General features: G+C 43.8%; 16 protein-coding genes. 3 read left to right on the top strand and 13 right to left on the bottom strand.

What is annotated here, in order from left to right; translation table 11 throughout:
- Positions 1–43: 43 nt before the first annotated feature.
- The 3 genes from mazG to rlmD all read right to left on the bottom strand — a co-directional run bounded on the left by mazG (position 44) and on the right by rlmD (position 4,417).
- A complete protein-coding gene (gene mazG / locus EXT48_RS11425; protein WP_130164512.1) occupies positions 44–868 on the bottom strand; it encodes a nucleoside triphosphate pyrophosphohydrolase in 825 nt (274 codons plus the stop codon).
- Positions 852–3,005, bottom strand: coding sequence for a GTP diphosphokinase (gene relA / locus EXT48_RS11430; RefSeq protein WP_010369348.1), 2,154 nt, complete (start codon positions 3,003–3,005; stop codon positions 852–854). Before relA ends, mazG begins: the two co-directional genes overlap by 17 nt.
- A 92-nt stretch (positions 3,006–3,097) precedes the next feature.
- The gene (gene rlmD / locus EXT48_RS11435) at positions 3,098–4,417 is read right to left on the bottom strand and encodes a 23S rRNA (uracil(1939)-C(5))-methyltransferase RlmD (RefSeq protein ID WP_130164513.1); all 1,320 of its coding nucleotides are present in this window, start codon (positions 4,415–4,417) and stop codon (positions 3,098–3,100) included.
- Positions 4,418–4,495: 78 nt separating this feature from the next.
- Here rlmD and barA point away from each other — a divergent pair, with 78 nt between their 5' ends.
- A complete protein-coding gene (gene barA, locus EXT48_RS11440; RefSeq protein ID WP_130164514.1) occupies positions 4,496–7,261 on the top strand; it encodes a two-component sensor histidine kinase BarA in 2,766 nt (921 codons plus the stop codon).
- Positions 7,262–7,471: 210 nt separating this feature from the next.
- Positions 7,472–8,257 carry a MipA/OmpV family protein gene (locus EXT48_RS11445; RefSeq protein ID WP_130126609.1) on the top strand — a complete coding sequence of 262 codons (786 nt, stop codon included), beginning with the start codon at positions 7,472–7,474 and terminating at the stop codon, positions 8,255–8,257.
- An 85-nt stretch (positions 8,258–8,342) separates the two neighbouring features.
- Here the strand turns inward: EXT48_RS11445 and purF are convergent, their stop codons facing one another.
- From purF to EXT48_RS11495, 10 genes are all read right to left on the bottom strand, one after another.
- The gene (purF, locus tag EXT48_RS11450; RefSeq protein WP_010369357.1) at positions 8,343–9,875 is read right to left on the bottom strand and encodes an amidophosphoribosyltransferase; all 1,533 of its coding nucleotides are present in this window, start codon (positions 9,873–9,875) and stop codon (positions 8,343–8,345) included.
- Between the two features lie 18 nt (positions 9,876–9,893).
- The gene (locus tag EXT48_RS11455) at positions 9,894–10,388 is read right to left on the bottom strand and encodes a CvpA family protein (protein WP_010369359.1); all 495 of its coding nucleotides are present in this window, start codon (positions 10,386–10,388) and stop codon (positions 9,894–9,896) included.
- 61 nt (positions 10,389–10,449) lie between these two features.
- Positions 10,450–11,076, bottom strand: coding sequence for an SPOR domain-containing protein (locus tag EXT48_RS11460; protein WP_039492635.1), 627 nt, complete (start codon positions 11,074–11,076; stop codon positions 10,450–10,452).
- A gap of 36 nt (positions 11,077–11,112) precedes the next feature.
- The gene (gene folC, locus EXT48_RS11465; protein ID WP_130164515.1) at positions 11,113–12,369 is read right to left on the bottom strand and encodes a bifunctional tetrahydrofolate synthase/dihydrofolate synthase; all 1,257 of its coding nucleotides are present in this window, start codon (positions 12,367–12,369) and stop codon (positions 11,113–11,115) included.
- A 26-nt stretch (positions 12,370–12,395) separates the two neighbouring features.
- Entirely contained in the window at positions 12,396–13,271 is an 876-nt protein-coding gene (accD, locus tag EXT48_RS11470; RefSeq protein WP_017218111.1) for an acetyl-CoA carboxylase, carboxyltransferase subunit beta, read from the bottom strand.
- 134 nt (positions 13,272–13,405) lie between these two features.
- Positions 13,406–14,200 carry a tRNA pseudouridine(38-40) synthase TruA gene (gene truA, locus EXT48_RS11475; RefSeq protein WP_017218112.1) on the bottom strand — a complete coding sequence of 265 codons (795 nt, stop codon included), beginning with the start codon at positions 14,198–14,200 and terminating at the stop codon, positions 13,406–13,408.
- A 142-nt stretch (positions 14,201–14,342) separates the two neighbouring features.
- Positions 14,343–19,721, bottom strand: coding sequence for a FimV/HubP family polar landmark protein (locus tag EXT48_RS11480; RefSeq protein WP_130164516.1), 5,379 nt, complete (start codon positions 19,719–19,721; stop codon positions 14,343–14,345).
- 289 nt (positions 19,722–20,010) lie between these two features.
- Positions 20,011–21,027 carry an aspartate-semialdehyde dehydrogenase gene (locus EXT48_RS11485; protein ID WP_130164517.1) on the bottom strand — a complete coding sequence of 339 codons (1,017 nt, stop codon included), beginning with the start codon at positions 21,025–21,027 and terminating at the stop codon, positions 20,011–20,013.
- Positions 21,028–21,064: 37 nt separating this feature from the next.
- A complete protein-coding gene (locus EXT48_RS11490; RefSeq protein ID WP_130164518.1) occupies positions 21,065–22,189 on the bottom strand; it encodes a 4-phosphoerythronate dehydrogenase in 1,125 nt (374 codons plus the stop codon).
- An 83-nt stretch (positions 22,190–22,272) separates the two neighbouring features.
- Entirely contained in the window at positions 22,273–22,593 is a 321-nt protein-coding gene (locus tag EXT48_RS11495) for a DUF6419 family natural product biosynthesis protein (RefSeq protein WP_130164519.1), read from the bottom strand.
- Positions 22,594–23,125: 532 nt separating this feature from the next.
- On the opposite strand from EXT48_RS11495, the gene fadE reads away from it, so the two are divergent.
- Positions 23,126–25,579 (top strand): acyl-CoA dehydrogenase FadE, encoded by a 2,454-nt coding sequence (fadE, locus tag EXT48_RS11500; protein WP_039496080.1) that lies wholly within the window; start codon positions 23,126–23,128, stop codon positions 25,577–25,579.
- Positions 25,580–25,649 lie beyond the last annotated feature (70 nt).

Raw genomic sequence — 25,649 nt, forward strand, 5'->3', positions numbered from 1 at the left:
ATTTTATCAGGAGGTTGTTTTAAGTAACGAACAAACCGTAAAATCAGTCTCTGTTTTTACTGCGGTGACGACGTTTCACTGCCTCCCAAGCACCATCCATCTCCTCCAAGCTCGCATCTTTAAGTGATAGTGAGGACTCATTCAAAACGGCTTCAACTTGCACAAAGCGATTTTTAAATTTCTCATTAGCTTGGCGTAGCAGCTGCTCCGGATCTCGTTTTATATGTCGGCTCACATTCACAGTTGCAAACAACAAGTCGCCCACCTCTTCCGCCGTATGTTCAGAGCGTGGATCAACTTGTAGCGCCTCGCTCACCTCTGCGACTTCCTCTTGTACTTTATCCCACGCGCCGTGGTAACTTGGCCAGTCAAATCCGAGTTTGGCTGCTTGCTTTTGAATTTTGTAGGCTTTTGATAATGCAGGCAAGCTGCTTGGAATATCTGCCGCGAATGCCCCTTGTTTTTGTGCCTGTTTTTCTTGCAGTTTAATGGCGTGCCATTGCTGCTCAAGCTCTGCTTCGCTTAAACTTTCCTGCTTTTCAAATACATGAGGGTGACGTCTCACCAATTTATCATTGAGGGTTTGCACTATGTCAGCAAAATCAAACAACCCCTGCTCTTTTCCAAGCTGAGCATAAAAAATCACTTGGAACAGCAAGTCCCCCAACTCTTCTTTTAAGTGAGCAAAGTCGCCTTGCTCGATAGCATCGGCAACTTCGTGTGCTTCTTCTAACGTATGAGGGACAATGGTTTTAAAGGTTTGCTTCTTATCCCAGTCGCATCCAGTGCTTGGGTCGCGCAGCTGCGACATAATCTCTAGCAGCTGCTCTATCCCCGTTGCTGTAGAAGGCTTAGAGTCGTTTGGCATCAAAAACACCTTCGATTTGCATCAATTTAGTCAGCAAGCGATGCATAGCAGAAAGGTCATCCACCTCTACCTTCATCATAAATACTGCTACGTTTTTATCGTCTTGTGTTTGTACGTTCATATTGAGCACATTGACTTTTTCATTGGCAAGCACAGAGCTAATGTCTCGGATCAGCCCTTGGCGGTCGTGTGCTTCAATTTTTAATGTAATGGCGTACGACGCTTTAACATCATCTGACCAACTGACCGCAATCTCACGCTCTGGATGTACATCCGTAATATGAGCAAACGACTCACAATCAGAGCGATGCACAGCAATACCTCGCCCTTGCGTGATGTAACCCACAATTTCATCGCCCGGTACCGGCTCACAGCATTTCGCCATATGACTCATCAAGCTGCCAACCCCATCAACGACCACTGCGTTTTTGTCGCCTTTCGTGTGTTTTGGCGAGGAGATTTTTAACTTAGGTGTATCCTCAGGTTTATCTTGAACGTAGTTCAGGAATTGGTTGATACGAATATCACCGGCACCAATCGCCACCATTAAATCGTCGAGCTCTTTAAAGTTAAAGCGGTCAATCGCGGGTTCTAAATCTTTATAGGTAATATCTAGTTTTTGCAGATGACTATCTAAAATTTCCTTACCCGCTTGAAGATTTTTGTCTCTATCTTGCTGCTTAAACCAGTGATGGATCTTACTGCGCGCTCTTGAAGAATGAATATATCCCAGCGACGGGTTTAACCAATCTCGACTTGGTGAAGCATTTTTCTGGGTAAGAATTTCTACCTGATCGCCTGTGCGCAATGTGTAAGTGAAAGGCACTATTTTACCAAACACTTTTGCACCAATGCAGCGATGTCCAACATTGGAATGAATGTAGTAAGCGAAGTCCAGTGGCGTCGAGCCTAGCGGCAAATCAAAGATATCGCCCTTGGGCGTGAATACATAAACACGGTCTTCGACAACCTGATTCTTCAGCTCATCTGCTATTTCACTGCCATCTACCACTTCTTCTTGCCACTGCAACAGTTTGCGTAGCCAGCTAATTTTTTGCTCGTATCCTGAGTTTCTGCCCGGCAATGCACCTTCTTTGTACATCCAATGTGCCGCCACCCCAAGCTCTGCATCTCGATGCATGGCCTCAGTGCGAATTTGGATTTCTACCGTTTTGCCCTCAGGACCAAATACCACGGTGTGGATAGACTGATAGCCGTTTTGCTTAGGCGTAGCAATATAGTCGTCAAACTCTTTGTTTAAATGCCGCCAGCTGGTGTGCACAATACCCAAAGCGGCGTAGCAATCTTGAATTTCATCTACCACCACACGCATCGCGCGAATGTCGAACAACTGTTCGAATTCATAGCTTTTCTGCGCCATTTTTTTATAAATGCTGTAAATATGCTTAGGGCGACCGTAGACCTGCGCTTTAATGCCTGCATCCGCAAGTTTTTGTGCCACCGAATTAACCATATTTTCCATATAAGCTTCGCGGTCTAGGCGTTTATCAGAAAGCTTCTTGGCAATAGACTTATACGTATCCGGATGCAAATAACGGAAAGAGAGATCTTCAAGTTCCCATTTTAATTGGCCAATCCCCAAACGGTTCGCAAGTGGCGCAAAAATATTGGCTGCGGCTTTTGCTGCAACGACTCTTTCTTCTTCCGATGCTTTCTTAACCGCACGTAAATGGCAGATTTGCTCAGCAAGCTTAATCACCACGGCACGCACATCTTCCACCATAGCGAGTAACATACGGCGGATGTTGTCGACTTGTACCTTACCCGAGCTTTGGTGTGCCAAAGTGCTAATGGTGTCCATATTCTCCACCCCTCTTAAAAGCAGAGAGATATTTTTGCCAAGCGCTTCCTCTACTTGCTCAAGGGACAACTTTCCAGCAACAAAATAAGGAGTTAAAAACGCAGTTGCTAAAGATTCGCTATCAAAATTTAAGTCTGCAAGGATCTCTACCATTTCGATGGCATTATTGAGATGTTCCGTTGACTCATCCGCGGGACAAAGTTCATAGGCCTTTTGCAGCCAGTCCCTTTGATCCTCTGACAAGTTTAAGATAGTGAGTCGCGCATCAAACTCTAGTGGCAAAGTGGTTTGATGCGACTGCCGAGTAGCAACCATGTTTTGATACCTCCTTAAAATTACTTACCCGCCTCATTTTCGGGTAAATTATCTAGCCTAATGCTCGGGCAACAACGGCCTCAAAGCTCAGGTTATTTACACTGTTTTTTAAACAGCGCCATGGTTTCGATATGTCCCGTGTGGACAAACATATTCATTAAGCCAAGCTTCTCTAATTCAAAGCCTGCCTGTGCTATTACCAAAGCATCGCGCGCCAGTGTCACAGGATCACATGACACGTATAAAATACGGGTAAACTGCGTCAACGGTAATTGCTGTAGAACCTCAAGTGCACCAGGCCTTGACGGGTCAAGTACCAACACATCCAGATTTGCGTCGAACCAAGCAGCTTCTGTAATCGACTGAGTTAGATCAAAACAGTGAAACTGAACATTGCTGATTTGATTAGTTTGCGCATTTTGCTGAGCCATTGCAACCGATTGCGCTTCACCTTCTACACCAATCACATTTTTTGCTTGTTTTGCGAGCACCAAAGAGAAATTCCCCACCCCACAGAAAAGGTCGAGCACGCTTTCATCGTTACTCAGCTGTAGCCAGTCTGTGGCTTGGCGCAGCATTGCTTCGTTTACAGATTGATTTACTTGAATAAAGTTGTTCAATTTAAACTCAAGTGTTAAGCCAAATTCATTAAGGTGATAGAATGGCAACTGAGAGTACACAACTGGCGTCTCGCCATCGTCAAACAGGACCTGACAATTTTCCAGCGCGTTCTGTAATGTTTCGCGAGTCGAAGCGGACAGTGGCTTTGTATGACGACACAACACATAATTATGATTGTCGGCCTGACAAAGCTGAATATGACTGATCAGCCTAAACTCACTTAGCGACTGTGCAAGCGCACTTAACGTGTTAACAATACGATCAAAAGGCGACACCAATACATCACACTGCGCTATTTCGATAATCTGCTTCGACTGACTTGCTCTAAAGCCTAACTTCATGCTTTTGCTTTGTTTATCATAAATACATGCCAAACGAGCTGCACGACGATAATGAAGCGGCATAGAGGTGATCGGTGCTTGCCAAGGTAAGTGTTTAATGTTGGCAAAACGCGCAAAAAGTTTTTCAACTGCATGTTGCTTTTCATTGAGCTGACCATCAACACTTTGATGCTGCAAGCTACAGCCACCACACTGCTGGTAATGCGGGCAAAACGGCTTAACACGCTCATTAGAGGCATTAAGTACTTTGGTCATCTTCGCTTCCAACAGTTTAGACTTGGCCTGTACAACCTGTGCTCTCACTCGCTCACCAGTCAAGGCACCAGCCACAAAACAGACCTTACCTTCATGACGAGCAACACCTCGCCCCTGATGATCCATTGATTCTATGTTTAATTCTATTTGCTTTGACGGCTTAGCAGCTTTCTTAGCACGAAAAATCTGTGCCATTGGGTTCCTCATTTGTTTGCTTATCACGTCGGTAAAAGATAATCTTAGTTACAGATTTCTCTGCACTTTTTTGACCCTATGACAAAATTAAACCTGCGTGACAGTATTTTACTACTCACTCTTTTGCCAACCCTTTTGGTTGGCTTGCTACTTGGTGGTTATTTTACTATAAATCGCTACGTAGAGCTTGAGGAAATTCTGATAAGTCAGGGAAATCGCATTGCAGATTCTCTGGCCATGTCAGTAGAATACCCAATAGAAAAACAAGATAAAGCGCATTTACACCGCATTTTAAGCCAAGCACACAATAAACACGCACCACTGGTAAAAAGTATCGCGCTGTTTGATAACCAAAATCAGCTTATTCTTACCAGTAATTATCATAGTGAATTCGACAAATTACATTATTTTGGTGAAGTGCAAAAGCTACAAACCACCGAAGTTACTACACTAAAAAATACCTTTGTGTTTTATTCACCAGTTAAAAACCATTTAGCCAAAAAAACCGATTGGCATAGTGCTGAGCCAGCTACGCTCGCGGTTTTAGTTGTAGAGATCAGTAAAGACCAAGCGTTAATATCGCAGCAGCGCGCGCTGATCTTGAGTGCTATTGTTATTATTTTCTCCTTTTTACTTAGTGTTATGTTGGCCATGCGATTATCACGTATGCTGACCAAGCCGATTGCCAGTTTGATTTTAGCCACCGACAAACTCAACGAAGGTAAACAAGACATCGCTATCAATGAGCCGATGCGGGGTGAATTTGAGCTGTTGCGCCAAGGCTTGATTGTTATTGGCAGAAAGATGGCCAATCAAAAAGACGAAATGCAAAAGCACATTGATCAGGCAACTAGTGATTATCGCGAAACCCTAGAGCAGTATGAAACGCAGAATATTCAGCTCAATATTGCCAAAAAAGAAGCACAAGACGCTAACCGCGTAAAATCGGATTTCTTGGCTAAGATGAGTCACGAACTTAGAACGCCGCTCAATGGGGTCATTGGCTTTACTCGTCAACTTTATAAAACACCATTAAATAAGCACCAAAAAGATTATTTAGATACCATAGAGCTATCCGCAAATAGCCTGCTTACCATCATTAGTGACATCTTGGATTTCTCAAAACTAGAAGCCGGTGCTATGGAGCTGGAGAATATCCAGTTTGAATTACGCGACGCAGTTAATGAAGTCATGACCTTATTAGCGCCAAGTGCCCACGACAAGCAGCTAGAGTTTTCGATTTCTGTTAATCGCCAGGTGCCGGACAACTTAATTGGCGACCCAACACGATTTAAACAGGTATTGACCAATCTAATTAGTAATGCCATCAAGTTCACGGAAAAAGGCTCAGTCAAAGTGGATATTAACCATCGCTTGATGGATGAATCTCAATCCTCATTGTTAGTGTCTGTCAGCGATACTGGGGTCGGTATTGCGCAGGATAAGCAAGACGCGCTATTTACGCCGTTTGCTCAAGCCGATACCAGTATCACCCGTAAATTTGGCGGCACAGGTCTGGGTCTTATCATCACTAAGCATATTGTTGAAGCGATGAATGGCCGTATCACTCTGAACTCGGCACCTGGAAATGGTACCTGTTTCTCATTTAATGCCGTCTTTGCCCTGCCAAATCGTCTCTACAACGACGATTTGCCAAGCAAGCCGCTGGAAAATAAGCGCGTGCTTTACTTCGAACCGCAAGAGCATACTCATTACGCTGTAATGGCCCAGCTACAGGCATGGGATATGCAAGTGACTCGTTGCCTCACCGAAGAAGAGTTTGATTCAGCCTTGGCGCAGGATTTTAATTACGATATCTGTCTAATCGGCTCTATGGCAAGCGTCGATCAAATGCAGACGGTTAAGAGTTACATCAAGCAAGCTCGCGGCTCCGCAGACTACTTATACTTGATGGTTAATACCGTGTCTCATAATATGCGTGAGGCGCTTATTGGCAGTGGTGCTGACGCTTGTTTAAGCAAACCACTTAATCACAGAAAGTTATGCGAAATGCTTGCAGCCCCTTATCGTTTAGACCACCCAGACATGAGTGCCAACGAAATAGAAGCCACAAGTTTACCACTAAAAGTGCTTGTTGCGGACGATAACGACGCTAACTTAAAGTTGATCTGTACTTTGTTAGATGAACAGGTTGAGGCAATAGATACCGCACACAATGGTGCTCAAGCAGTCAGTTTATGTAAATCAAGGAAATACGACCTGATATTTATGGATATTCAAATGCCCATAATGGATGGTATAAGCGCCTGTAGAAGCATAAGAGATTCGTCCTTAAATGAGGATACCCCTATTATCGCCGTCACCGCACATGCACTTGCTGGCGAAAAAGAGCAACTGCTTAAAGATGGCTTTAGTAACTATATGACTAAACCCATAGATGAAGATATGCTCAAGCAAATTATTTGCGACCATAGCGCATCTTCACCAGTCGCGAGACAAAAAAATATCGAGAGTCATCAGCACAGTGTGCCGCCATTTAATAGCCAAATGTTAGATTGGGGGTTAGCGTTACAGCGAGCGGGTAATAAACCTGATTTAGCATTGGAGATGCTCAACATGCTGCTTTCTAGCGTACCCGAAACGTTGCAGCAGTTGGAGTCTGCGCAAGACGCAGAGGATCTCCCAACGCTGCTCAAAGTAGTGCATAAGTTTCACGGGGCATGTTGTTACACTGGCGTACCAACCCTGAAGAAATTGGCTGAAACCATTGAAACCGGATTAAAACAAGAAAAACCACTCAGTGATATCGAACCTGAACTATTTGAGCTGGTTGATGGACTCACTTTATTGCTTTCTGATTCCGAGCCCACACAATCCAGCTGACCTTTATGTTCACACTCTTCTATTCGCTACTTTCTATGCAAACAACCATGGAATAGCGAATAGATAGGAAGTGTGGCACATAGCTCCTAACACACCAGGCAACGCTTCCCGACAATTTATTACACTTTCTAACAGCACTTTCCCAAGTCTTGTAACAAACTTCTTACATTCTAAATTCTCACAATCTTTAACTTACGAAAGGAATTCTGTATGTATCTCATCAAGTCAGCTCTTACGTCTGCTGCCATCTTCACTCTCGCTTTTGCTTCTTGTAGCCACGCCATTGAAACGTCATCTGACGAATGGCAAGTTCGTCTAGGAGGAGGAGCTGCCGCTGCAGATTTGCCGTGGAAAGGCATTGAAAGTGAGCTGATCTCAATTCCTATTATCGATATCCAAAAAGGAAACTGGTTTATCAACAAAGACAGCTTAATTGGCTATCGCTTTCCTATTACCGAAGATTTATCTGTCTACTCCGGATTGGGCTATCGTCAAGACGGCTATGACGGCGTGTTCAGAGATGCGAAATCTGAGGACGAGGTTTTTGAAGGATATGACGCACCGGATGGCGATGTTACCGTTAACTATGGCGTCACCTATCTGTGGTTTACGCTCGCTGGTCACAGTGATATTTCCGATAATTCAGATTCAACCACGGCTACTTTTTCGGTATCAATCCCACTGTACAACGATGGCCGAGGATTTAAAATCTCGGCAGTAGGTAACGTAGAGTGGCAGCAATCAGATTACGTCAATTATATTTACGGGGTGAGCGGGAAAAACATCGATATAAGCCGTGGTCGAGTGGGCTATTTAACTGCTGATGACGCCGTGAATTATTCGGCAGGGTTTACCGCACATTATCAGTTAAAAACACAACTCAGTTTGGTTGGTGGGATAACACGAACTAAGCTCGATGATGTAATTGCCAATAGTCCTTTGCTAGACAGAGACACCAGTGACCTCGCTTATGTTGGCCTAGTCTATCAATTTTAGGCTGTTGCCCGGGTTAAAATTAAATAAAAAACCCAAGTTAAACTTGGGTTTTTTATCTTAATGCTTATGCACATCATCAAATAGTTTAATCGCTTTCGGCGCTTTCCGCTTCTTGATTATGTAGCTCAAGGCTTGCAGACATCGCAGCTTCACGATTAGACTTTGCCGAATCATTGCGCAGTTCATCAATGTGATTGAGGTAGTTTTGATCAACATCACCTGTGATGTATTGACCATCAAATACCGAAGTCTCAAAGCGAGCGATCTCTGGGTTTTCTTGACCAACGGCTGCAATCAAGTCGCTTAGGGATTGGTAGATCAAACCGTCCGAGCCAATACTCGCATTGATATCTTCCACTTCACGACCATGAGCGATTAGCTCTGATGCAGAAGGCATATCGATGCCATATACGTTCGGGAATCTTACCTCTGGTGCTGCTGATGCAAAGTACACGTTCTTCGCACCCGCTTCACGCGCCATCTCAACGATTTGCGCTGATGTAGTGCCTCGCACAATCGAATCATCGACAAGTAGCACGTTTTTACCAGCAAACTCTCTGTCAATTGCATTAAGTTTACGACGTACAGACTTCTTACGCAGCTCTTGGCCCGGCATAATAAAAGTACGGCCAATGTAGCGGTTCTTAACAAACCCTTGACGATAAGGAAGTCCTAGCACGGAAGCAATTTCAAGTGCGATATCACATGATGTTTCAGGGATTGGGATAACCACGTCGATATCTTTATCGCCCCACTCAGTTGCGATTTTCTCACCGAGCTTGGTACCCATATTCACGCGAGTCGCATAAACAGACATTTTATCAATGTTTGAATCTGGACGAGCAAAATATACAAACTCGAAGATACAAGGTGCAAGCGTCGTTTTAGCAGCGCAGATCTGAGAGAAAAACTCACCTTTTTCGGTTACGTAAATAGCTTCACCTGGTGCAACATCTCGCACAAACTCAAAGCCATCCGTTGCCAATGCAACACTCTCTGAAGCGAACATGTATTCCATGCCACGCTCAGTTTCTTTCTTACCGAAAACAAGCGGACGAATACCGTGAGGGTCTCTAAATGCCAAAATACCATGGCCGATGATCATCGCTATACTCGCGTAACCACCAGAAACAATAGACACAACCTCAGTTACTGCCGTAAACATATCTTCCGCGTCTAATTTCATCTTGTCTGTTTTGCCAAGCTCGTGAGCTAAGATATTCAGCAAGATCTCTGAATCAGACGTAGTATTAACGTGGCGACGCGCTTGAGTAAACAAACGCTCTTTTAATTTTTCTGCATTGGTTAAGTTGCCGTTGTGCGCAAGGGCAATACCAAATGGAGAGTTTACGTAGAAAGGTTGAGCTTCTGCTGAGCTTGAAGAACCAGCAGTAGGATAACGTACATGACCAAGACCAATGTTGCCCTGTAGGCGTTTCATGTGTCTTGTATGAAATACGTCTTTCACTAGACCGTTTGCTTTTCGTAAGCTAAACGTATTGTTGTCAATGGTAATAATGCCAGCCGCATCTTGGCCGCGGTGTTGCAAAACAGTTAAGCCGTCATAAATCGCCTGATTAACAGGAGACGTTCCGACTATCCCAACGATACCACACATTAAAAATTTCCTCGCCGATTAACGGTTTACTGAATCTAAAAAGCTCGAGTTATGTTCAAGATAGGAGAAAAACCACTCTATCACAAAGCCAAATTCAGGAATTAAGTTTGATGTTTTCCACCACTGCGTGTCTGGTGCACTGGTAAACGCATCAAGGAAAAAGAGTAAGGCGCTAACGACCAACACACCTCGAAGTCCACCGAATACAATCCCAAAGATCCTATCGGTGCCTGAGAGCCCAGTTCTTTGAACCAGTTCACTCAAGACATAATTAACAAGCCCACCTAACATCAAGGTCGCAAAAAAGAGTATGGCAATTGCGGCTGCATTTCTTAAAAGGGGTTCTGAAATGAATGTTAGGAAGGTTGCGAGATATTGGTAAAAAATACTAGAGATGAAAAAAGCGCCGATCCATACGACAAGTGACATCGCTTCTTTGACAAAGCCTCGAAGCAAGCCAAAGATAGTCGATAAACCAACAATACCAAGAATGGCGTAATCAACCCAGATCATAGTAACCAATAAGTCGTTAATGTGGGGCGCATTCTAAAAGGTTTGGCATCTAAATGCCAGATCATTTTGTCACTTCAAATTGTGTCAAACGACCATTTAACTTAGTTAATTTCTTTAATTCTGGTAACTTAGCTTCAAGTTCAGCTTTATTTAAAGCTGGTCCGACAAACACTTTTGTCAGTGTACCATTGGGCGTTTTAACGGGTTTAGTAAAAGTTTTAAAGCCATTATCTGCAAGCTTCTTCGTCAGTGCATCGACGTTCGACTTATGCGAAAAGCTACCAAGCTGAATGACATAGGCCATTTTTGAAAAGTTAGCAGTCTCAGGACGCGTTAATTTCGCCACCTCAACTTTGTCGGTCGTTGCGACGGGTTTCGCCTCAACGTGTGTAGGTGACGTATCTGATTGCTGCGTATTGGCTAGCGTTGTCTCTTCTGTGCCTTCTAGCTTAGCATCATCGGCGTCAATATCTTCCAGCGGCTCAGAGGGCAACTCAGGCGCAAGCTTGGCTTGCGCATCCACTTTTTCTTGCAGATCAATTGTTTTGAACTCAGGTCTTTCAGGGATCGCTTGAAACCCTTCCTTGTAGTGGACCTTTTCACCATCAAGGATATTTGGAATAAAGATCACCGCAGCTACGACGACGATACTTGTTCCAACAAGGCGATTTATAAATACTGAGTTCACAACTTTACTCTCTACTTTACATTAAATCATCTATAACTATTTTCGCCAGTACTCCATTGCCTCAGCAACGGTAAAGAACGAACCAAATATCACTAGTACCTGCTCGCTCGCAAGTGTATCGAGCTGAGTATCAAGTGCTGCTGTAACGCTATCGAATAAGGTGACATTGCAACTTGAGTCAAGCAATGGCTTAAGGTTTTCCGCACGCTCTCCACGAGGTCCAGAAAGCGAAGCTAAGCACCAGCTATCTACATATTGGGTGACTTCTTTCAGCACACTGGCTTTGTCTTTATCCGCAAGCATAGCGACTAAGGCATGAATTTTAAACCCTTTTTGCTTGAGTTCTTGTAACTTAGTTGCCAAATATCTTGCAGACTCTGGATTATGAGCAACATCTGTATACACTAACGGCGTGGCATTGAGTTGCTGAAAGCGACCCTCTACTTGCAAATTTGCCAAACAAGTCTTCACGGCATCATAGCTAGGTAGCAACTCAAGTTTAGCTAATACCGTTAACGCTGTCGCAGCATTTTGTGCTGGAATGGCTGGTTTGTCGAAGTGCCAATCAAAATCAAGATATTGCCATCTAAACTGAGAATCTAGCGGGGTAAAATAAAAATCGCGCTTTGATAACACCATATCTGCGGCAATTTCGTCGCCATAGTCCGTAACCGTATGTGGAATATTTAAATCACCAACGATTGCAGGCTTACCACTGCGGAAAATGCCAGCTTTGTCATAGCCTACCAGTTCTCTAGTATCACCCAGATACTCTTTATGATCTAAGTCGACAGTCGTGATAACAGAGGCAAATGGCGAGACTATATTTGTCGCATCAAACCGCCCGCCTAAACCAACTTCAAGCAAAATATAATCAACCTTACAGCGCTTGAAAATACTGAGCGCACCAAGCGTACCAAACTCAAAATAAGTTAGCTGAGTGTCTTTGCGGGTGTCGTCGAGGAATTTAAATGCATCGATATGATACTGGTCTTCAAGCTCTGCCCCATTCACTCGGACACGCTCATTGTAGCGTACTAAGTGTGGTGAAGCGTAGGTACCAACCGACAACCCTTGTGCGAGCAACAACGATTCCAAGCACCTGGCTGTTGTGCCTTTACCATTGGTTCCACCAATTAGAATAATTTTGCTGAAAGGCTCAAGTAATCCGGCTTGCTCGGCAACTTGCGCTACACGCTCAAGTCCCATTTCAATGGTGGCTGGATGAATTGCTTCTAAATAACAAAGCCAATCATCAAGGCTTGATGATTGGCTAGGCTGTTTAACCGTCATAAGTTGAGTAGCTCAATTTGAAAAATTTACGCTACTCTATGCTCTTGTTCAGTGGAAGGCAAGTCCATAAACTTCGCCAAAATACGCGCTAACGTATCGCGCATTTCACGACGGTCGACGATCATGTCAATCGCACCGTGCTCTAATAAGAACTCACTGCGCTGGAAACCATCAGGTAGAGTTTCACGTACCGTTTGTTCGATAACACGTGGACCCGCAAAACCGATAAGTGCTTTTGGCTCTGCCACATTGATATCACCAAGCATCGCCAATGATGCTGAAACACCACCCATTGTTGGATCGGTCAATACAGAGATAAACGGCAAGCCTTTGTCACTCATTTTTGCCAATGCAGCACTTGTTTTTGCCATTTGCATCAATGACATAAGTGCTTCTTGCATACGAGCACCACCAGATGCAGAGAAACAGATTAATGGCATGTTATGTTCTAAACAAACGTTAACTGCATCAACAAATCTCGCACCAACAACTGACGCCATTGAACCACCCATAAAGGAAAATTCAAAAGCAACAGCAGCAACAGGAATACCCTTTACGCGGCCTTTCATTGCAACTAAAGCGTCTTTCTCACCGCTTGCCTTTTGTGCTTGAACGATACGATCCGAGTATTTTTTAGAGTCTTTAAACTTTAATACGTCTTGTGGCTCATGCTCTGTGCCAAGCTCTTGACGATCTGCATCATCTAAGAAACTTTCAAGACGTTTACGTGCCGTAATACGCATGTGATGATCACACTTAGGACATACGTTTAAAGACTTTTCTAATTCCGCTTTGTATAGGATTGAATCACAATCTGTACACTTCGCCCAAACCCCTTCTGGGATCTCTTTTTTACCAGAAGATTTAGTGGTTTTAGGTAAGATCTTTTCTAACCAACTCATTTGCAACTCTCTATCGTGCTTTATTCTGTTCCGTCAGCAAAGACAGACATCTTTTCCCAATTAAATCATGATTTAGCTATAGGTGATATAAAAAACTGGTCTTAAGAGTATAAGGTACTACATAAATATGACCGTTACACTAATTCCTCAGGCAAGAATAAAGGCCCAAGCGGCATCTTTTCTATTTGCCATTGTTCAGGGTAGTCCACATCAACTAAATACAATCCGTTAGGCTTTGCCGTAGCACTTGCTAAGGTGCGGTCTTTGGCAACAAGCAGCTCCGCCATCCACTCAGGCTCTTGCTTGCCGACACCAATATCAAGTAAACAACCTGTAATATTGCGCACCATATGATGCAAAAACGCGTTCGCTTTAATATCAATGACGATATATTTGCCAATGCGTTTCACCTCTAAGTGATGGATATTACGAAACGGCGTATTAGACTGGCAATGTACCGCCCTAAAAGAAGTGAAATCTTGCTCCCCTATCATCACAGGGCATGCAGCTTTCATTCTTTCAACATCAAGCTCGTGGTGAAAATGCGTTACGCCACTGCGTAAAATGCCCGGCCTGTAGGTGTGATTATAAATAACGTAGCGGTATCGACGAGCTGTCGCAGAAAAACGAGCATGAAACTCAGGGTCGACTTCTTTAGCAAATCGTACCGCAATGTCGTCGGGAAGCTGAGAGTTCATTCCTAATGTAAAAGCGCTCATATCGCGAGCAGAATCCGTGTCAAAATGCACGAGTTGACCCGTTGCATGAACCCCCGCATCAGTGCGCCCTGCGCAAGTTATCTCAACGGGATGATTACAGATATTCGATAGCGCTTTTTCTATTTCTTCTTGGACACTGCTGACATGATTTTGCCTCTGCCAACCACTATAATTTGCACCATTATATTCAATGCCTAACGCTACTCGCATACTTTTTCTATCGCAACCCATAACAAAAACGACATTTTATGCGATTGGCGATGTGAATTAAAGCGCTTAAGCTAAGAAGTAGATGATGATACCGGCCAAACAAGGCAATTACTTTGTTTGGTCGGTATCGTTGATGTGAGTATTAAGACTCTGTAAGACCGGATTTAAGCGACTTAGCCTCAGCTTGCACCGAATCTGGGCCGTTCTCAATAACATCGTTGAGCGTTGATATAGCCGAATCATAATCTTGAATTTCGATGTAAGCTTTTGCTAGATCTAATTTAGCGGCAAATCCTTCATCCTCTAAATCAACATCCGTGGTATTCTCACCCGCTAACAGCTCTTCAAAATCGCCAAGCCCAACGTCCATATTTGCGCCAACGTAAGGTTCAACATCGCTATCAAGATCGTCGCTTTGTTCAAGTAGATCTTCAATTTCTAAGTAGTCTTCTGAACCTTCGGCGTCCGTTGGTAGCGCTTGGGCTTCTCCTGCGACCAATTCGTCTTGTAACAAGCTATCGAAATCTACTTCAAAATCTTCTGCATTTCCGGCATCAAAGTCACTGGGATCGTCCAGTTCGCTGAGTAGATCATCGAAGTCTGCTTGGGTGAAGTCAGCCATAAATTCTTTTTCAATTTCGGCTTCATTAACCTCTGGTAATTCAGATTCAGTTTGTGGCTCAGAAAGTAGAGTTTCCAAGTCATCTTCATCGTTTAATTCTGGCAGAGCCTCTTCAATTTCAAGCTCTGGCTCATCTTCAAGCAAAGTTTCTTCGTCAAAATCTGCGGTTAACTCTGGCAGCTCGTCTTCGATTTCCAGTTCAGGTTCAGACTCAAGCGTATCACTTGCAGCTTCTTCGAGCGTTGCTTCAGCTTCGTCTTCAAGCAGAGCCTCTTCATCAAAGTCTGCATTTAACTCTGGCAGTTCGTCTTCGATTTCAAGTGCAGGTTCAGACTCAAACGTGTCGCTTTCTGCTGCTTCGACTGACGCTTCAGGTTCGTCTTCAAGTAAAGCCTCTTCATCGAAATCTGCATTAAACTCTGGCAGCTCGTCTTCGATTTCAAGCTCAGGTTCAGACTCAAGCGTATCACTTTCAATTTCGTCGAGCGGCGCTTGCGCTTCAGAGTCGTCTTCAAGCAAAGTCTCTTCATCGAAATCTGCGTTTAATTCTGGCAGCTCGTCTTCAACTTCCAGTTCAGGTTCAGACTCAAGTACGTCACTTTCTGCTGCTTCAACTGGCGCTTCAGGTTCATCTTCAAGCAAAGTCTCTTCATCGAAATCTGCGTTTAACTCTGGCAGTTCGTCGTCGACTTCCAGTTCGGGTTCAGACTCAAGCGCATCACTTTCAGCTTCGTCGAGCGGTGCTTCTGGTTCGTCTTCAAGCAAAGTCTCTTCATCGAAATCTGCAGTTAACTCTGGCAGTTCGTCTTCAACTTCCAGTTCAGGTTCAGAGGCAAGCACGTCACTTTCGGCTGTTTCGACTGGTGCTTCTGGTTCATCTTCAAGCAAAGTTTCTTCATCGAAATCTGCAGTAAACTCTGGCAGTTCGTCTTCAATTTCAAGCTCAGGTTCAGACTCAAGCGTATCACTTTCAGCTGCTTCGACTAGTGCTTCTGGTTCGTCTTCAAGCAAAGCCTCTTCATCGAAATCTGCAGTTAACTCTGGCAGTTCGTCTTCAATTTCAAGCTCAGGTTCAGACTCAAGCGCATCACTTTCAGCTGTTTCGACTGGTGCTTCTGGTTCATCTTCAAGCAAAGTTTCTTCATCGAAATCTGCAGTAAACTCTGGCAGTTCGTCTTCAATTTCAAGCTCAGGTTCAGACTCAAGCGTATCACTTTCAGCCGCTTCGACTAGTGCTTCTGGTTCGTCTTCAAGCAAAGCCTCTTCATCGAAATCTGCAGTTAACTCTGGCAGTTCGTCTTCAATTTCAAGCTCAGGTTCAGACTCAAGCGCATCACTTTCAGCTTCGTCGAGTGGCGCTTCAGGCTCGTCTTCAAGCAAGGTATTTTCGTCGAAATCCGCACTAAATTCAGGCAAATCAACTTCATCAAAGCCAGAGATTTCATCGTCGAGAAGATCGTCATCAAGCCCGTCCTCTATATCAAATTGAGCGTCATTGGATAATGCTTCTGATAATGCTTTTTCGGTTTCGCTTTGCGAGTCAGTAGTTTCAAGTTCTTCGCCGAGCTCCAGCTCAGGGTAACTCTCTAGCTCTGCGCTTGGTTGCAGATCTTCTTCGTCAAGAAACTCTTCTTCTGCCAGTAAATCCACTTCGTCATTAAGTGGATCATCTCCCAGCTCAATTTCAACTTCTTCATCCGAAAAGTCGTCTTCAATTTCAGCATCCAACTCAAACTGTTCTTCGGCTTGAAGCTCCTGTAATAGCTCATCAACACTTTTTAAATCAGGATCTTCAAATTCGCTGTCTTCGTCAGCTTGAACATTTTCATCACTAAAATCTGCTTCATTGGCTAGATCGGACTGTAATGTATCTTCCACCGGTTCTTCAGATGATTCCGGAATAGCATCCTCTTCATCCAACATACCCGACAAGTGTCCTGACTCCGTTTGCTCAGGCTCAGCTAAAGGCTGTTTAGACTCCAGTTCAGGCTCGTCAGGTTCCTCTTCCAGCTCCGGAAAACCATCTTCTGGCGCTTCGTCTAGTAATGCATCGAGATCGTCATTTGCCAGTTCATCAGATTCTTCTTCCAGCTCTGGCAAAACATCTTCTGGTGTTTCGTCAACTAATGCATTGAGTTCGTCATCGGCCAGTTCATCAGATTCTTCTTCCAGCTCTGGCAAAACATCTTCTGGTGCTTCGTCTAGTAATGCATCAAGATCGTCATCGGTCAGTTCATCAGATTCTTCTTCCAGCTCTGGCAAAACATCTTCTGGTGTTTCATCAACTAATGTATCGAGTTCGTCATTTGCCAGTTCATCAGATTCTTCTTCCAGCTCTGGCAAAACATCTTCTGATGTTTCGTCAACTAATGTATCGAGTTCGTTATTTGCCGGTTCATCAGATTCTTCTTCCAGCTCTGGCAAAACATCTTCTGGTGTTTCGTCAACTAATGCATCGAGTTCGTTATTTGCCAGTTCATCAGATTCTTCTTCCAGCTCTGGCAAAACATCTTCTGGTGTTTCGTCAACTAATGCATCGAGTTCGTCCTCGGCCAGTTCATCAGATTCTTCTTCCAGCTCAGATACTGTATCTTCCTGTGCTTCATCTAATAAAGCATCGATATCATCACCAGCGAGATCATCGGACTCTTCTTCTAATTCCGGCAACGTATCTTCTTGCGCTTCATCTAATAAAGCATCGATGTCGTCACCAGCAAGATCACTAGGCTCTGCTTCTAATTCCGGCAACGCATCTTCTTGCGCTTCATCCAATAAAGCATCAATATCGTCACCAGCTAGATCATCAGGCTCTTCTTCTAATCCCGGCAACGTATCTTCTTGCGCTTCATCTAATAAAGCATCGATATCATCACCAGCGAGATCGTCGGACTCTTCTTCTAATTCCGGCAACGTATCTTCCTGTGCTTCATCCAATAAAGCATCGATATCGTCACCAGCTAGATCATCGGACTCTTCTTCTAATTCCGGCAACGTATCTTCCTGTGCTTCATCTAATAAAGCATCAATATCGTCACCAGCTAGATCATCGGACTCTTCTTCTAATTCCGGCAACGTATCTTCCTGTGCTTCATCTAATAAAGCATCAATATCGTCACCAGCTAGATCACTAGGCTCTTCTTCTAATTCCGGCAACGTATCTTCTTGCGCTTCATCTAATAAAGCATCGATATCGTCACCAGCTAGATCGTCGGACTCTTCTAATTCTGGCAACGTATCTTCCTGCGCTTCATCCAATAAAGCATCGATATCATCACCGTCGAGCGTATCTGACTCTTCGTCAATTTCAGCTAACGCATCGTCTTGCACTTCATTTAACAGGGCATCAATATCATCACCCGCAAGCTCAGTACTTGGTTCCTCAAAATCAGGCAATGCATCATCGTCAGCATCTTGAGAGGCATCAAGTAGCGCATCGATATCATCAGCATCGACTAAGCTCTCACTATCAAAATTGCCGCTAAATTCGGGCTCTTCATCTAGCGCACCATCAAGAATTGAATCGATATCATCATCGTTTGCACCAGCATCCGCTTGCTCATCTGCGAGTTCCTCGCTCAGGGCGGCAAGGGCATCATCGCTAACATCAATTTCTTCATCTTGAGATTCATTGAACAAATCATCAAGATCGCTGTCACTTAAAATATCTTGGCCATCATCAACATCAAGCGAAACTTCATCACCAGCCTCGTCAAAGCTCTGTTGCATAAAGTCTTCGTCATGATCATCATCAAACGAAATATCTTCATTTAGTAAGCTATCTAATTCATCTTGGTCTAACGTATCACTTCCTTCATCGAAGTCGTCATCAAGTGAGTCAAAGGTAATTTCATCGTCTTCAGGTAAGATATCGTCATCTAACTGTACGCTTGCGCCCAGTGCGTCTTCATCGTCGCCCATTCCGATATCAAGTGGGTCTGGCTCAGGGTCAAATGCAGTCGCAGCGGTTGCAGCTCCCGCCGCCGCAGTACCTGCAGCCACCGATGGTGTTTGCGGAAGAAAATCATCGTCATCTGTCGACGCTTGAGATTGGTTTCTTCGGCGTAGGTACATTACTAATCCAGCAATTGCCAGTAGCGCTGGTAATGTGGCAAGTAATGCAATGCCAGCTGGTGAGCTAAAGAATGTGCTTAACTCGCTACTTTCTTGCGCTTTTGCCTGAGCCGCCTGCTGGTCAATCATTTCATTTTGCAAGTCAATAACAGCCTTGAGCTGTTGCTGGATTTCGCTGTCTTTACCAAGTTGGGTACGAACCGTTTGAAGTTCAGTAGAAATAGCGCCGAGCTGCTGTTTTAATTTATTGTTTTCGGATAGGATTTCTTCAACATTACGCACCGAGGATTTGAACTCTTTTTGTAAGTCCATCAGGCGCATGTCCTGTTCCATCTTTAAAGAGCGCAGTTGATTAGTCAGGTCTTCTTTAGCTTCTTCTACATCGACTTTACGAGCTTGTGTAACCTTTTTTTCAGCTTCGTTTATTGCATTTGGATTCAATAATCCCTTACGCTTCATTTCCCAAAGTTTGTCATCTTGATCCGACTTTTGCTTTGCCAACTCAGGGTTTACACTGCGAATTTCATTGATGGTAGGAATACGTAAATACGCCCCATCCTGCATATGGTTGAGGTTTTTATCTAGAAATGAATTAGGATTTTTATCGTAAAGCGCCTTCATCACCTGATAAATGGTGACCGAGTCATCTGGTCGCACTTTTTGTGCTATACGCCACAATGTATCCGTGGGTCTGATAGGCCCTATTGACCGACCTTGAGCCCCATAATCAACCCCTTTAGGGCCTTTTAGCACTACCCCCTCTTGGGTATATACTGGTGTGGCAATCAGTGCGAATACAAAGATACTAAATAAGGCTAAACCGCGCATGCCGATCCTTTACTCAAATGTTTAACACCCGTTAAACGACATTTTATTATTATGGCTTTGAAGCAAGCTCTATTCCAAATGCAAACTATAAACCAGATATGTTGGAATATCCATTGCAACGTATTGAAAGTTAACATGGTTATAATGCTTTTTACTGATTTTGGAATAGTTGATATAGGTGAAGAATAGTCAAGTATTTGACCTAACGGCAAACTTCTTGGCAGAAGTTTGCCGTTATAACGCAGAATAGTAAGCAAAATTTTGCTTACTTTGCGATATCAATGGGTACTTATAGATAGCTTTCTACAAGGGCTTCTGCAATTTGGATGCTATTTGTTGCTGCACCTTTTCTGGTGTTGTCTGATACCACCCATAAGTTTAAGCCCAATGGATGTGAAATATCTTGCCTTACACGACCCACATAAACGGTATCGTTACCACTTGCATCACTTACCGGTGTTGGGTAGTCGTTTTCGTCTTCAATTAACTCAACACCCGGCGCATCAGCAAGTAACTGCTTAACATGTTCAAGATCATAAGGCATGCGCGTTTCAAGATGAATGGCTTCAGCATGACCAAAAAACACAGGAACGCGAACCGCAGTCGGGTTAACTAAAACACTCGAATCGCCCAAGATTTTTTGCGTTTCCCACACCATCTTCATTTCTTCTTTGGTGTAACCATTTTCTTGGAACGCATCAATTTGAGGAATGACGTTAAAAGCGATTTGTTTGCTAAACACTTCGTTTTCCATCGGTCTTGCATTCATTAAGTTTGCAGTTTGCTTAGCCAACTCATCTACCGCTTCTTTACCTGCACCAGATACCGCTTGGTATGTTGAAACATTAATTCTGTCAATGCCATAGGCATCATAAATTGGTTTAAGCGCCACTAGCATTTGGATTGTAGAGCAGTTTGGGTTAGCAATGATGTTACGATTTCTAAAATCTGCGAGGCTGTCTTTATTCACCTCAGGAACGACTAATGGAATATCAAAGTCGTATCTAAAATGTGAGGTGTTATCTATCACAATGCAGCCAGCTTCAGCGGCGATTGGTGCATATTTCTCCGACACGGAACCACCCGCTGAAAACAAACCGATATGGGCATTAGAAAAGTCAAACTCTTCAACATCCAGAACTTCGATTTTTTCACCCATAAAGTCAATCTCTTCACCCGCGCTTCGGCTACTCGCGAGTGGGTATAATGTGTCGACAGGAAATTTTCGTTCCGCTAGTAATTCGATAATTTGCTTGCCAACAAGACCTGTTGCGCCAAGTACCGCAACATTATATTTTTGCGACATTATTTTTCCTCATTCTGTAATATACCAACCATAGCACTTAACTCTTGTGCTCAGAAAAGCCAAGTTGGTAAAGCTTTTCACTGATTGGTGAGTCATTATTGACTGCAATTGTACTAAATTCTCGACGCACGGGATATGCTTTACGCAACGTATCAAAGCCCAATGTGTTTAGCTGTTTTCTCATGATGCCATCATCACGACGAATGTCATAAACAAGATGCGCTAAATTGATAATATCCTGCTCGTTGGCTGTGCTTTGCAACTGGCAGCCAGTGACACTTGGTTTAGGGAGAAAATCACTAATCGTTTTGCTGGCTGGTATATCGAATTCTCGGCATACGGCTTCGTATAACATTTGCGTGCCTCGCGCCTTACCCTCTAGCGTATGGCCGGCAATATGCACAGATGCAAAGCGAGTATATTGCAATAATGGCTGCAAAATATTCGGCTCATTTTCCCAAACGTCTAAGATCAGCTCAAGCGTTTGCCCACCCTCTACCGCATGCAAAAGTGCTTGATTATCGATAACATCTCCACGGCTTGCATTGATTATCACCGTGCCCGGCTTTAATGCCGCTATCCGCGATGCATCAAGTAAATGAACCGTTTTATGCGGGCCCTGCTTAACTAATGGAACGTGAAATGTCACGATATCCGCGCGAGCCAAGGCTTCATCTAAAGCTACATGTGAATCCAATGTCCCTGCTTGCTGCCTGACTGGGTCACACAATAATATCGTAAGACCAAGCCCTTTAAGCTTTGATGCTAAACACGCGCCAATATTACCAACACCAATGATGGCAATCGTTTTATCTTTAAGTGCCGTGGAGGTTTCTTGTGCGTATGCAAGTAGAGCGCTTATCACGTATTCGGCAACAGCTATCGCATTACAGCCTGGTGCGCTGCTGAACGAGATATTGGCGCTGGCCAACAATGAGCTATCAATATGATCAATCCCTATTGTCGCAGTCCCCACAAACTTCAGTCTATCGGCTTGTGCTAACAGGGCCTCATTGACCTTAGTGACTGAGCGAGTCAATAGAATATCGACGTTTTTCAGCTCGTCAGGTTGAAGGTTACGGCCATCAAATCGTGTTACCTCACCAATTTCGCAGAAGAATGACTCAACTAAGGGCATATTTTGATCGGCTAATATTCGCATGCGGGTTTCCTGTCACCTATTGTCTCGAGTACTCAAGCGATAACACATCGCCTGAGTCGAGTTTAACATGGCAAGGTAGGCGACTAATAATAAAACCTTTTATTTTGTGTCACCGCTTTATTGCAACCAAGCGCTATTGCAAAAAACATCACACAGCATACAAAAACGACCGCTCCCTTGAGGCTTAACCAGCCACCTGAATCAAGCAAAGGACAAAACGTCATGGCCAACACGTTAATACAACACAATAATAAAGCCCAACGGGTATAAGCTCGGTAGCCAAGTAATGCGGCAAACAAACTGCTAAAAACATTAAAAATTACCGCTTCAGGAAAGAGATGAAAGGCCGACAACATAGCCGCAAAGGCCAAAATAGTGACTAGATAAAAAATACTCTGCTGCATCTTGTTTCTCCTTAACATGGACAGCAATATCAACCGCTACACTAGGTTGTGGCGGTAAATCCTAACTCACATAGCTACCAAGAAAATGGACTGCATTTGCTACTCCTTAGCAACTCTTAAAGCACCATTTTATCGCTATGCTTAACCCAATTGTAGAAACATTAACGTGTATTTCAATGCAAATCAGACATGAAGTTTTGGCAATTATAATGCACATATTAGGCACTTCGCTGAAAGAAAATTCATGTGCAGTTTCGCCACATTGCACTATGTTCATTACACTTAAATATCGTTCAGTAATTAATAACGTTGAAAATCCTCTTAGGTTGTAGATGGGGTTTAGTCAAAGTAACCTTCAAATTAACAACAAGAGAGGCATGAGTCATTTAACACTCAGATTAAGTACAAACGTAAATAATATGTCACAACAAGGCATCAACTAATTCGCATAGAGGGTATGAAGACGCTTGAAATATCAGCGTTAACCAGCTAGTCTAACTGGGTGGTCAGACCTCTTATAAGGAAGAACAACATGACACTTATATTTGTTCTCGCGTTGTTAGCCTTGCTCAGTGCAGCAAGCTATCATCGCGCAAGCTGGAATACCGCTCTAGGTATTGCAGCAGTTACAATGCTAGTTGGCACCTTTGCTGGTGCGTTTGGCATTATCTCTTGGTTAATTTTCTTAGCGATTGTTATTCCGCTTTCAGTAACGAACCTGCGTCAGCAGTACATCGTGGCTCCAGCATTTAAAGCGTTCAAAAAAGTTACGCCGACAATGTCAGAAACCGAAAAGTCAGCGATTGATGCAGGTACGACTTGGTGGGAAGCCGATCTATTTTGTGGTAACCCAAACTGGGATAAACTTCATCAGTTTCCAAAGCCACGCTTGAGCGTTGAAGAGCAAGCGTTTTTGGATGGCCCAGTGGAAGAAGTGTGTGCCATGCTTAACGATTGGGAAGCAACACACGAGCTGACTGACTTACCGCAAGACGTGTGGCAATACTTAAAAGACAACAAGTTCTTTGCGATGATCATCAAAAAGCAATACGGTGGTCTTGAGTTTTCAGCTTACGCGCAATCTTGTGTACTACAAAAGCTTACCAGTAAATCAACTTTACTTTCGTCTATCGTGGGCGTACCTAACTCGTTAGGCCCAGGTGAACTACTTCAGCACTACGGTACTGACGAGCAAAAAGAACACTACTTACCTCGTCTAGCAGTGGGTGATGAAATCCCTTGTTTTGCATTAACGTCACCAGAAGCGGGCTCTGATGCTTCATCTATCCCTGACTTTGGTGTGGTATGTAAAGGTGAATGGGAAGGTGAAGAAGTATTAGGTATTAGCCTAACGTGGAACAAACGTTATATTACTTTAGCACCTGTTGCGACTGTACTTGGTCTGGCGTTTAAGATGCGCGACCCGGATGGTCTATTAGGTGATAAAGAAGAGCTAGGTATTACTTGTGCGCTTATTCCTACAAACACGCCTGGCGTAAAAATTGGCCGCCGTCATTTCCCACTGAATGTGCCATTCCAAAATGGTCCTACCCAAGGCGAAAACGTGTTTGTACCACTCGACTTCATTATCGGTGGCGCAAAAATGGCAGGACAAGGCTGGCGCATGCTGGTTGAGTGTTTGTCGGTTGGTCGTGTTATTACGCTACCTTCAAACTCTGCCGGTGGTATTAAATCTCTTGCAGTTGCAAGTGGCGCATACAGTCGCATTCGTCGCCAGTTCAAACTTCCTATCGGTAAGATGGAAGGGATTGAAGAGGCACTAGCGAAACTTGGTGGCTATGCGTATAGCTCTGATGCTGCGGTGACTATGTCAACTGGCGCAGTAGATTTAGGTGAAAAACCTTCGGTTGTTTCTGCCATTTTGAAGTACCACTTAACCGAACAAATGCGTGCTTCAACCATCCATGCCATGGATATTCATGGTGGTAAAGGGATTTGTCTAGGACCAAATAACTACGTTGGCCGTGGTTACCAAGGTGCACCAATTGCAATTACGGTAGAAGGTGCAAACATCCTAACCCGTAACATGATCATCTATGGTCAAGGCGCTATTCGTTGCCATCCTTTTGTACTGGCTGAACTTGAGGCTTGTTCTATCAAAGATAAACAAGAAGCGCTTGATAGTTTCGATAAATCCTTGATGGGTCACATCGGTTTCACTATGTCGAACTTGGTAAGAACTAAGTGGTTAGCGCTAACCGGTGCACGTTTCACCAAAGTACCATTTAACGATGAAACTGCGGTTTATTATCGTAATGCTGCTCGTTACAGTGCATCATTGGCATTAATGTCTGATATTTGTATGGCTGTATTTGGTGGCTCACTTAAGCGTAAAGAGCGTATTTCTGCACGTTTGGGCGACTTATTAAGCTACCTTTATTTGGTTTCTGCAACGCTTAAGCGCTATAACGATGAAGGTCGTCGTAAAGAAGACTTACCGTTTGTGCAATGGTCTTGTCAGGAGCACCTGTACCTTTGTCAACGTGCCCTTGCTGACTTAATCAACAACATGCCTTCTGCTGCATTACGTGGCCTGTTGAAAGTGGTACTGTTCCCATTTGGTCGTCCGGTTCGTAAACCAACCGACAAAATGGAGCACAAGCTTGCTCAGCTACTTCAAGTACCTAGCGAAACGCGTGATCGCCTTGCAACACACATCTACTTAAAAGATGAGCCACTGTGCTTGCTTGGTAAGCAAGAGCAAACGCTAAAAGACATTCTTGCCGTAGAGCCGTTATTTGAAAAGGTATGCCGTGGTACTGGTAAAAAGTTACCGTTTATGCAACTTGATAAAGTAGCAGCAATGGGGCTTGAAGCAGGTGTACTGAGCGAAGACGAAGCAGCAAAATTGACTGCCGTTGAAGCAAAACGTCTTGCCGTTATCAACGTTGATGACTTTGACCCTGAAGAGTTACTTGCCGGTAAAGCAAGAACTAAGGAATCAAGTAAAGCAGACGCAGCATAACTATTTTTGTTTAGGTAGTGTTCATACTACCCTAGCAATTAGCGTGGATATAAAGGTCAGAATTTTCTGA

It is taken from the genome of Pseudoalteromonas sp. CO348, assembly GCF_004208845.1.
Classification (GTDB): domain Bacteria; phylum Pseudomonadota; class Gammaproteobacteria; order Enterobacterales; family Alteromonadaceae; genus Pseudoalteromonas; species Pseudoalteromonas maricaloris.

Bases quoted from the DNA above. Each gene is read 5' to 3' on its own strand.
- mazG (WP_130164512.1), bottom strand. From the start codon at position 868: ATGCCAAACGACTCTAAGCCTTCTACAGCAACGGGGATAGAGCAGCTG.
- relA (WP_010369348.1), bottom strand. From the start codon at position 3,005: ATGGTTGCTACTCGGCAGTCGCATCAAACCACTTTGCCACTAGAGTTT.
- rlmD (WP_130164513.1), bottom strand. From the start codon at position 4,417: ATGGCACAGATTTTTCGTGCTAAGAAAGCTGCTAAGCCGTCAAAGCAA.
- barA (WP_130164514.1), top strand. From the start codon at position 4,496: ATGACAAAATTAAACCTGCGTGACAGTATTTTACTACTCACTCTTTTG.
- EXT48_RS11445 (WP_130126609.1), top strand. From the start codon at position 7,472: ATGTATCTCATCAAGTCAGCTCTTACGTCTGCTGCCATCTTCACTCTC.
- purF (WP_010369357.1), bottom strand. From the start codon at position 9,875: ATGTGTGGTATCGTTGGGATAGTCGGAACGTCTCCTGTTAATCAGGCG.
- EXT48_RS11455 (WP_010369359.1), bottom strand. From the start codon at position 10,388: ATGATCTGGGTTGATTACGCCATTCTTGGTATTGTTGGTTTATCGACT.
- folC (WP_130164515.1), bottom strand. From the start codon at position 12,369: ATGACGGTTAAACAGCCTAGCCAATCATCAAGCCTTGATGATTGGCTT.
- accD (WP_017218111.1), bottom strand. From the start codon at position 13,271: ATGAGTTGGTTAGAAAAGATCTTACCTAAAACCACTAAATCTTCTGGT.
- truA (WP_017218112.1), bottom strand. From the start codon at position 14,200: ATGCGAGTAGCGTTAGGCATTGAATATAATGGTGCAAATTATAGTGGT.
- EXT48_RS11480 (WP_130164516.1), bottom strand. From the start codon at position 19,721: ATGCGCGGTTTAGCCTTATTTAGTATCTTTGTATTCGCACTGATTGCC.
- EXT48_RS11485 (WP_130164517.1), bottom strand. From the start codon at position 21,027: ATGTCGCAAAAATATAATGTTGCGGTACTTGGCGCAACAGGTCTTGTT.
- EXT48_RS11490 (WP_130164518.1), bottom strand. From the start codon at position 22,189: ATGCGAATATTAGCCGATCAAAATATGCCCTTAGTTGAGTCATTCTTC.
- EXT48_RS11495 (WP_130164519.1), bottom strand. From the start codon at position 22,593: ATGCAGCAGAGTATTTTTTATCTAGTCACTATTTTGGCCTTTGCGGCT.
- fadE (WP_039496080.1), top strand. From the start codon at position 23,126: ATGACACTTATATTTGTTCTCGCGTTGTTAGCCTTGCTCAGTGCAGCA.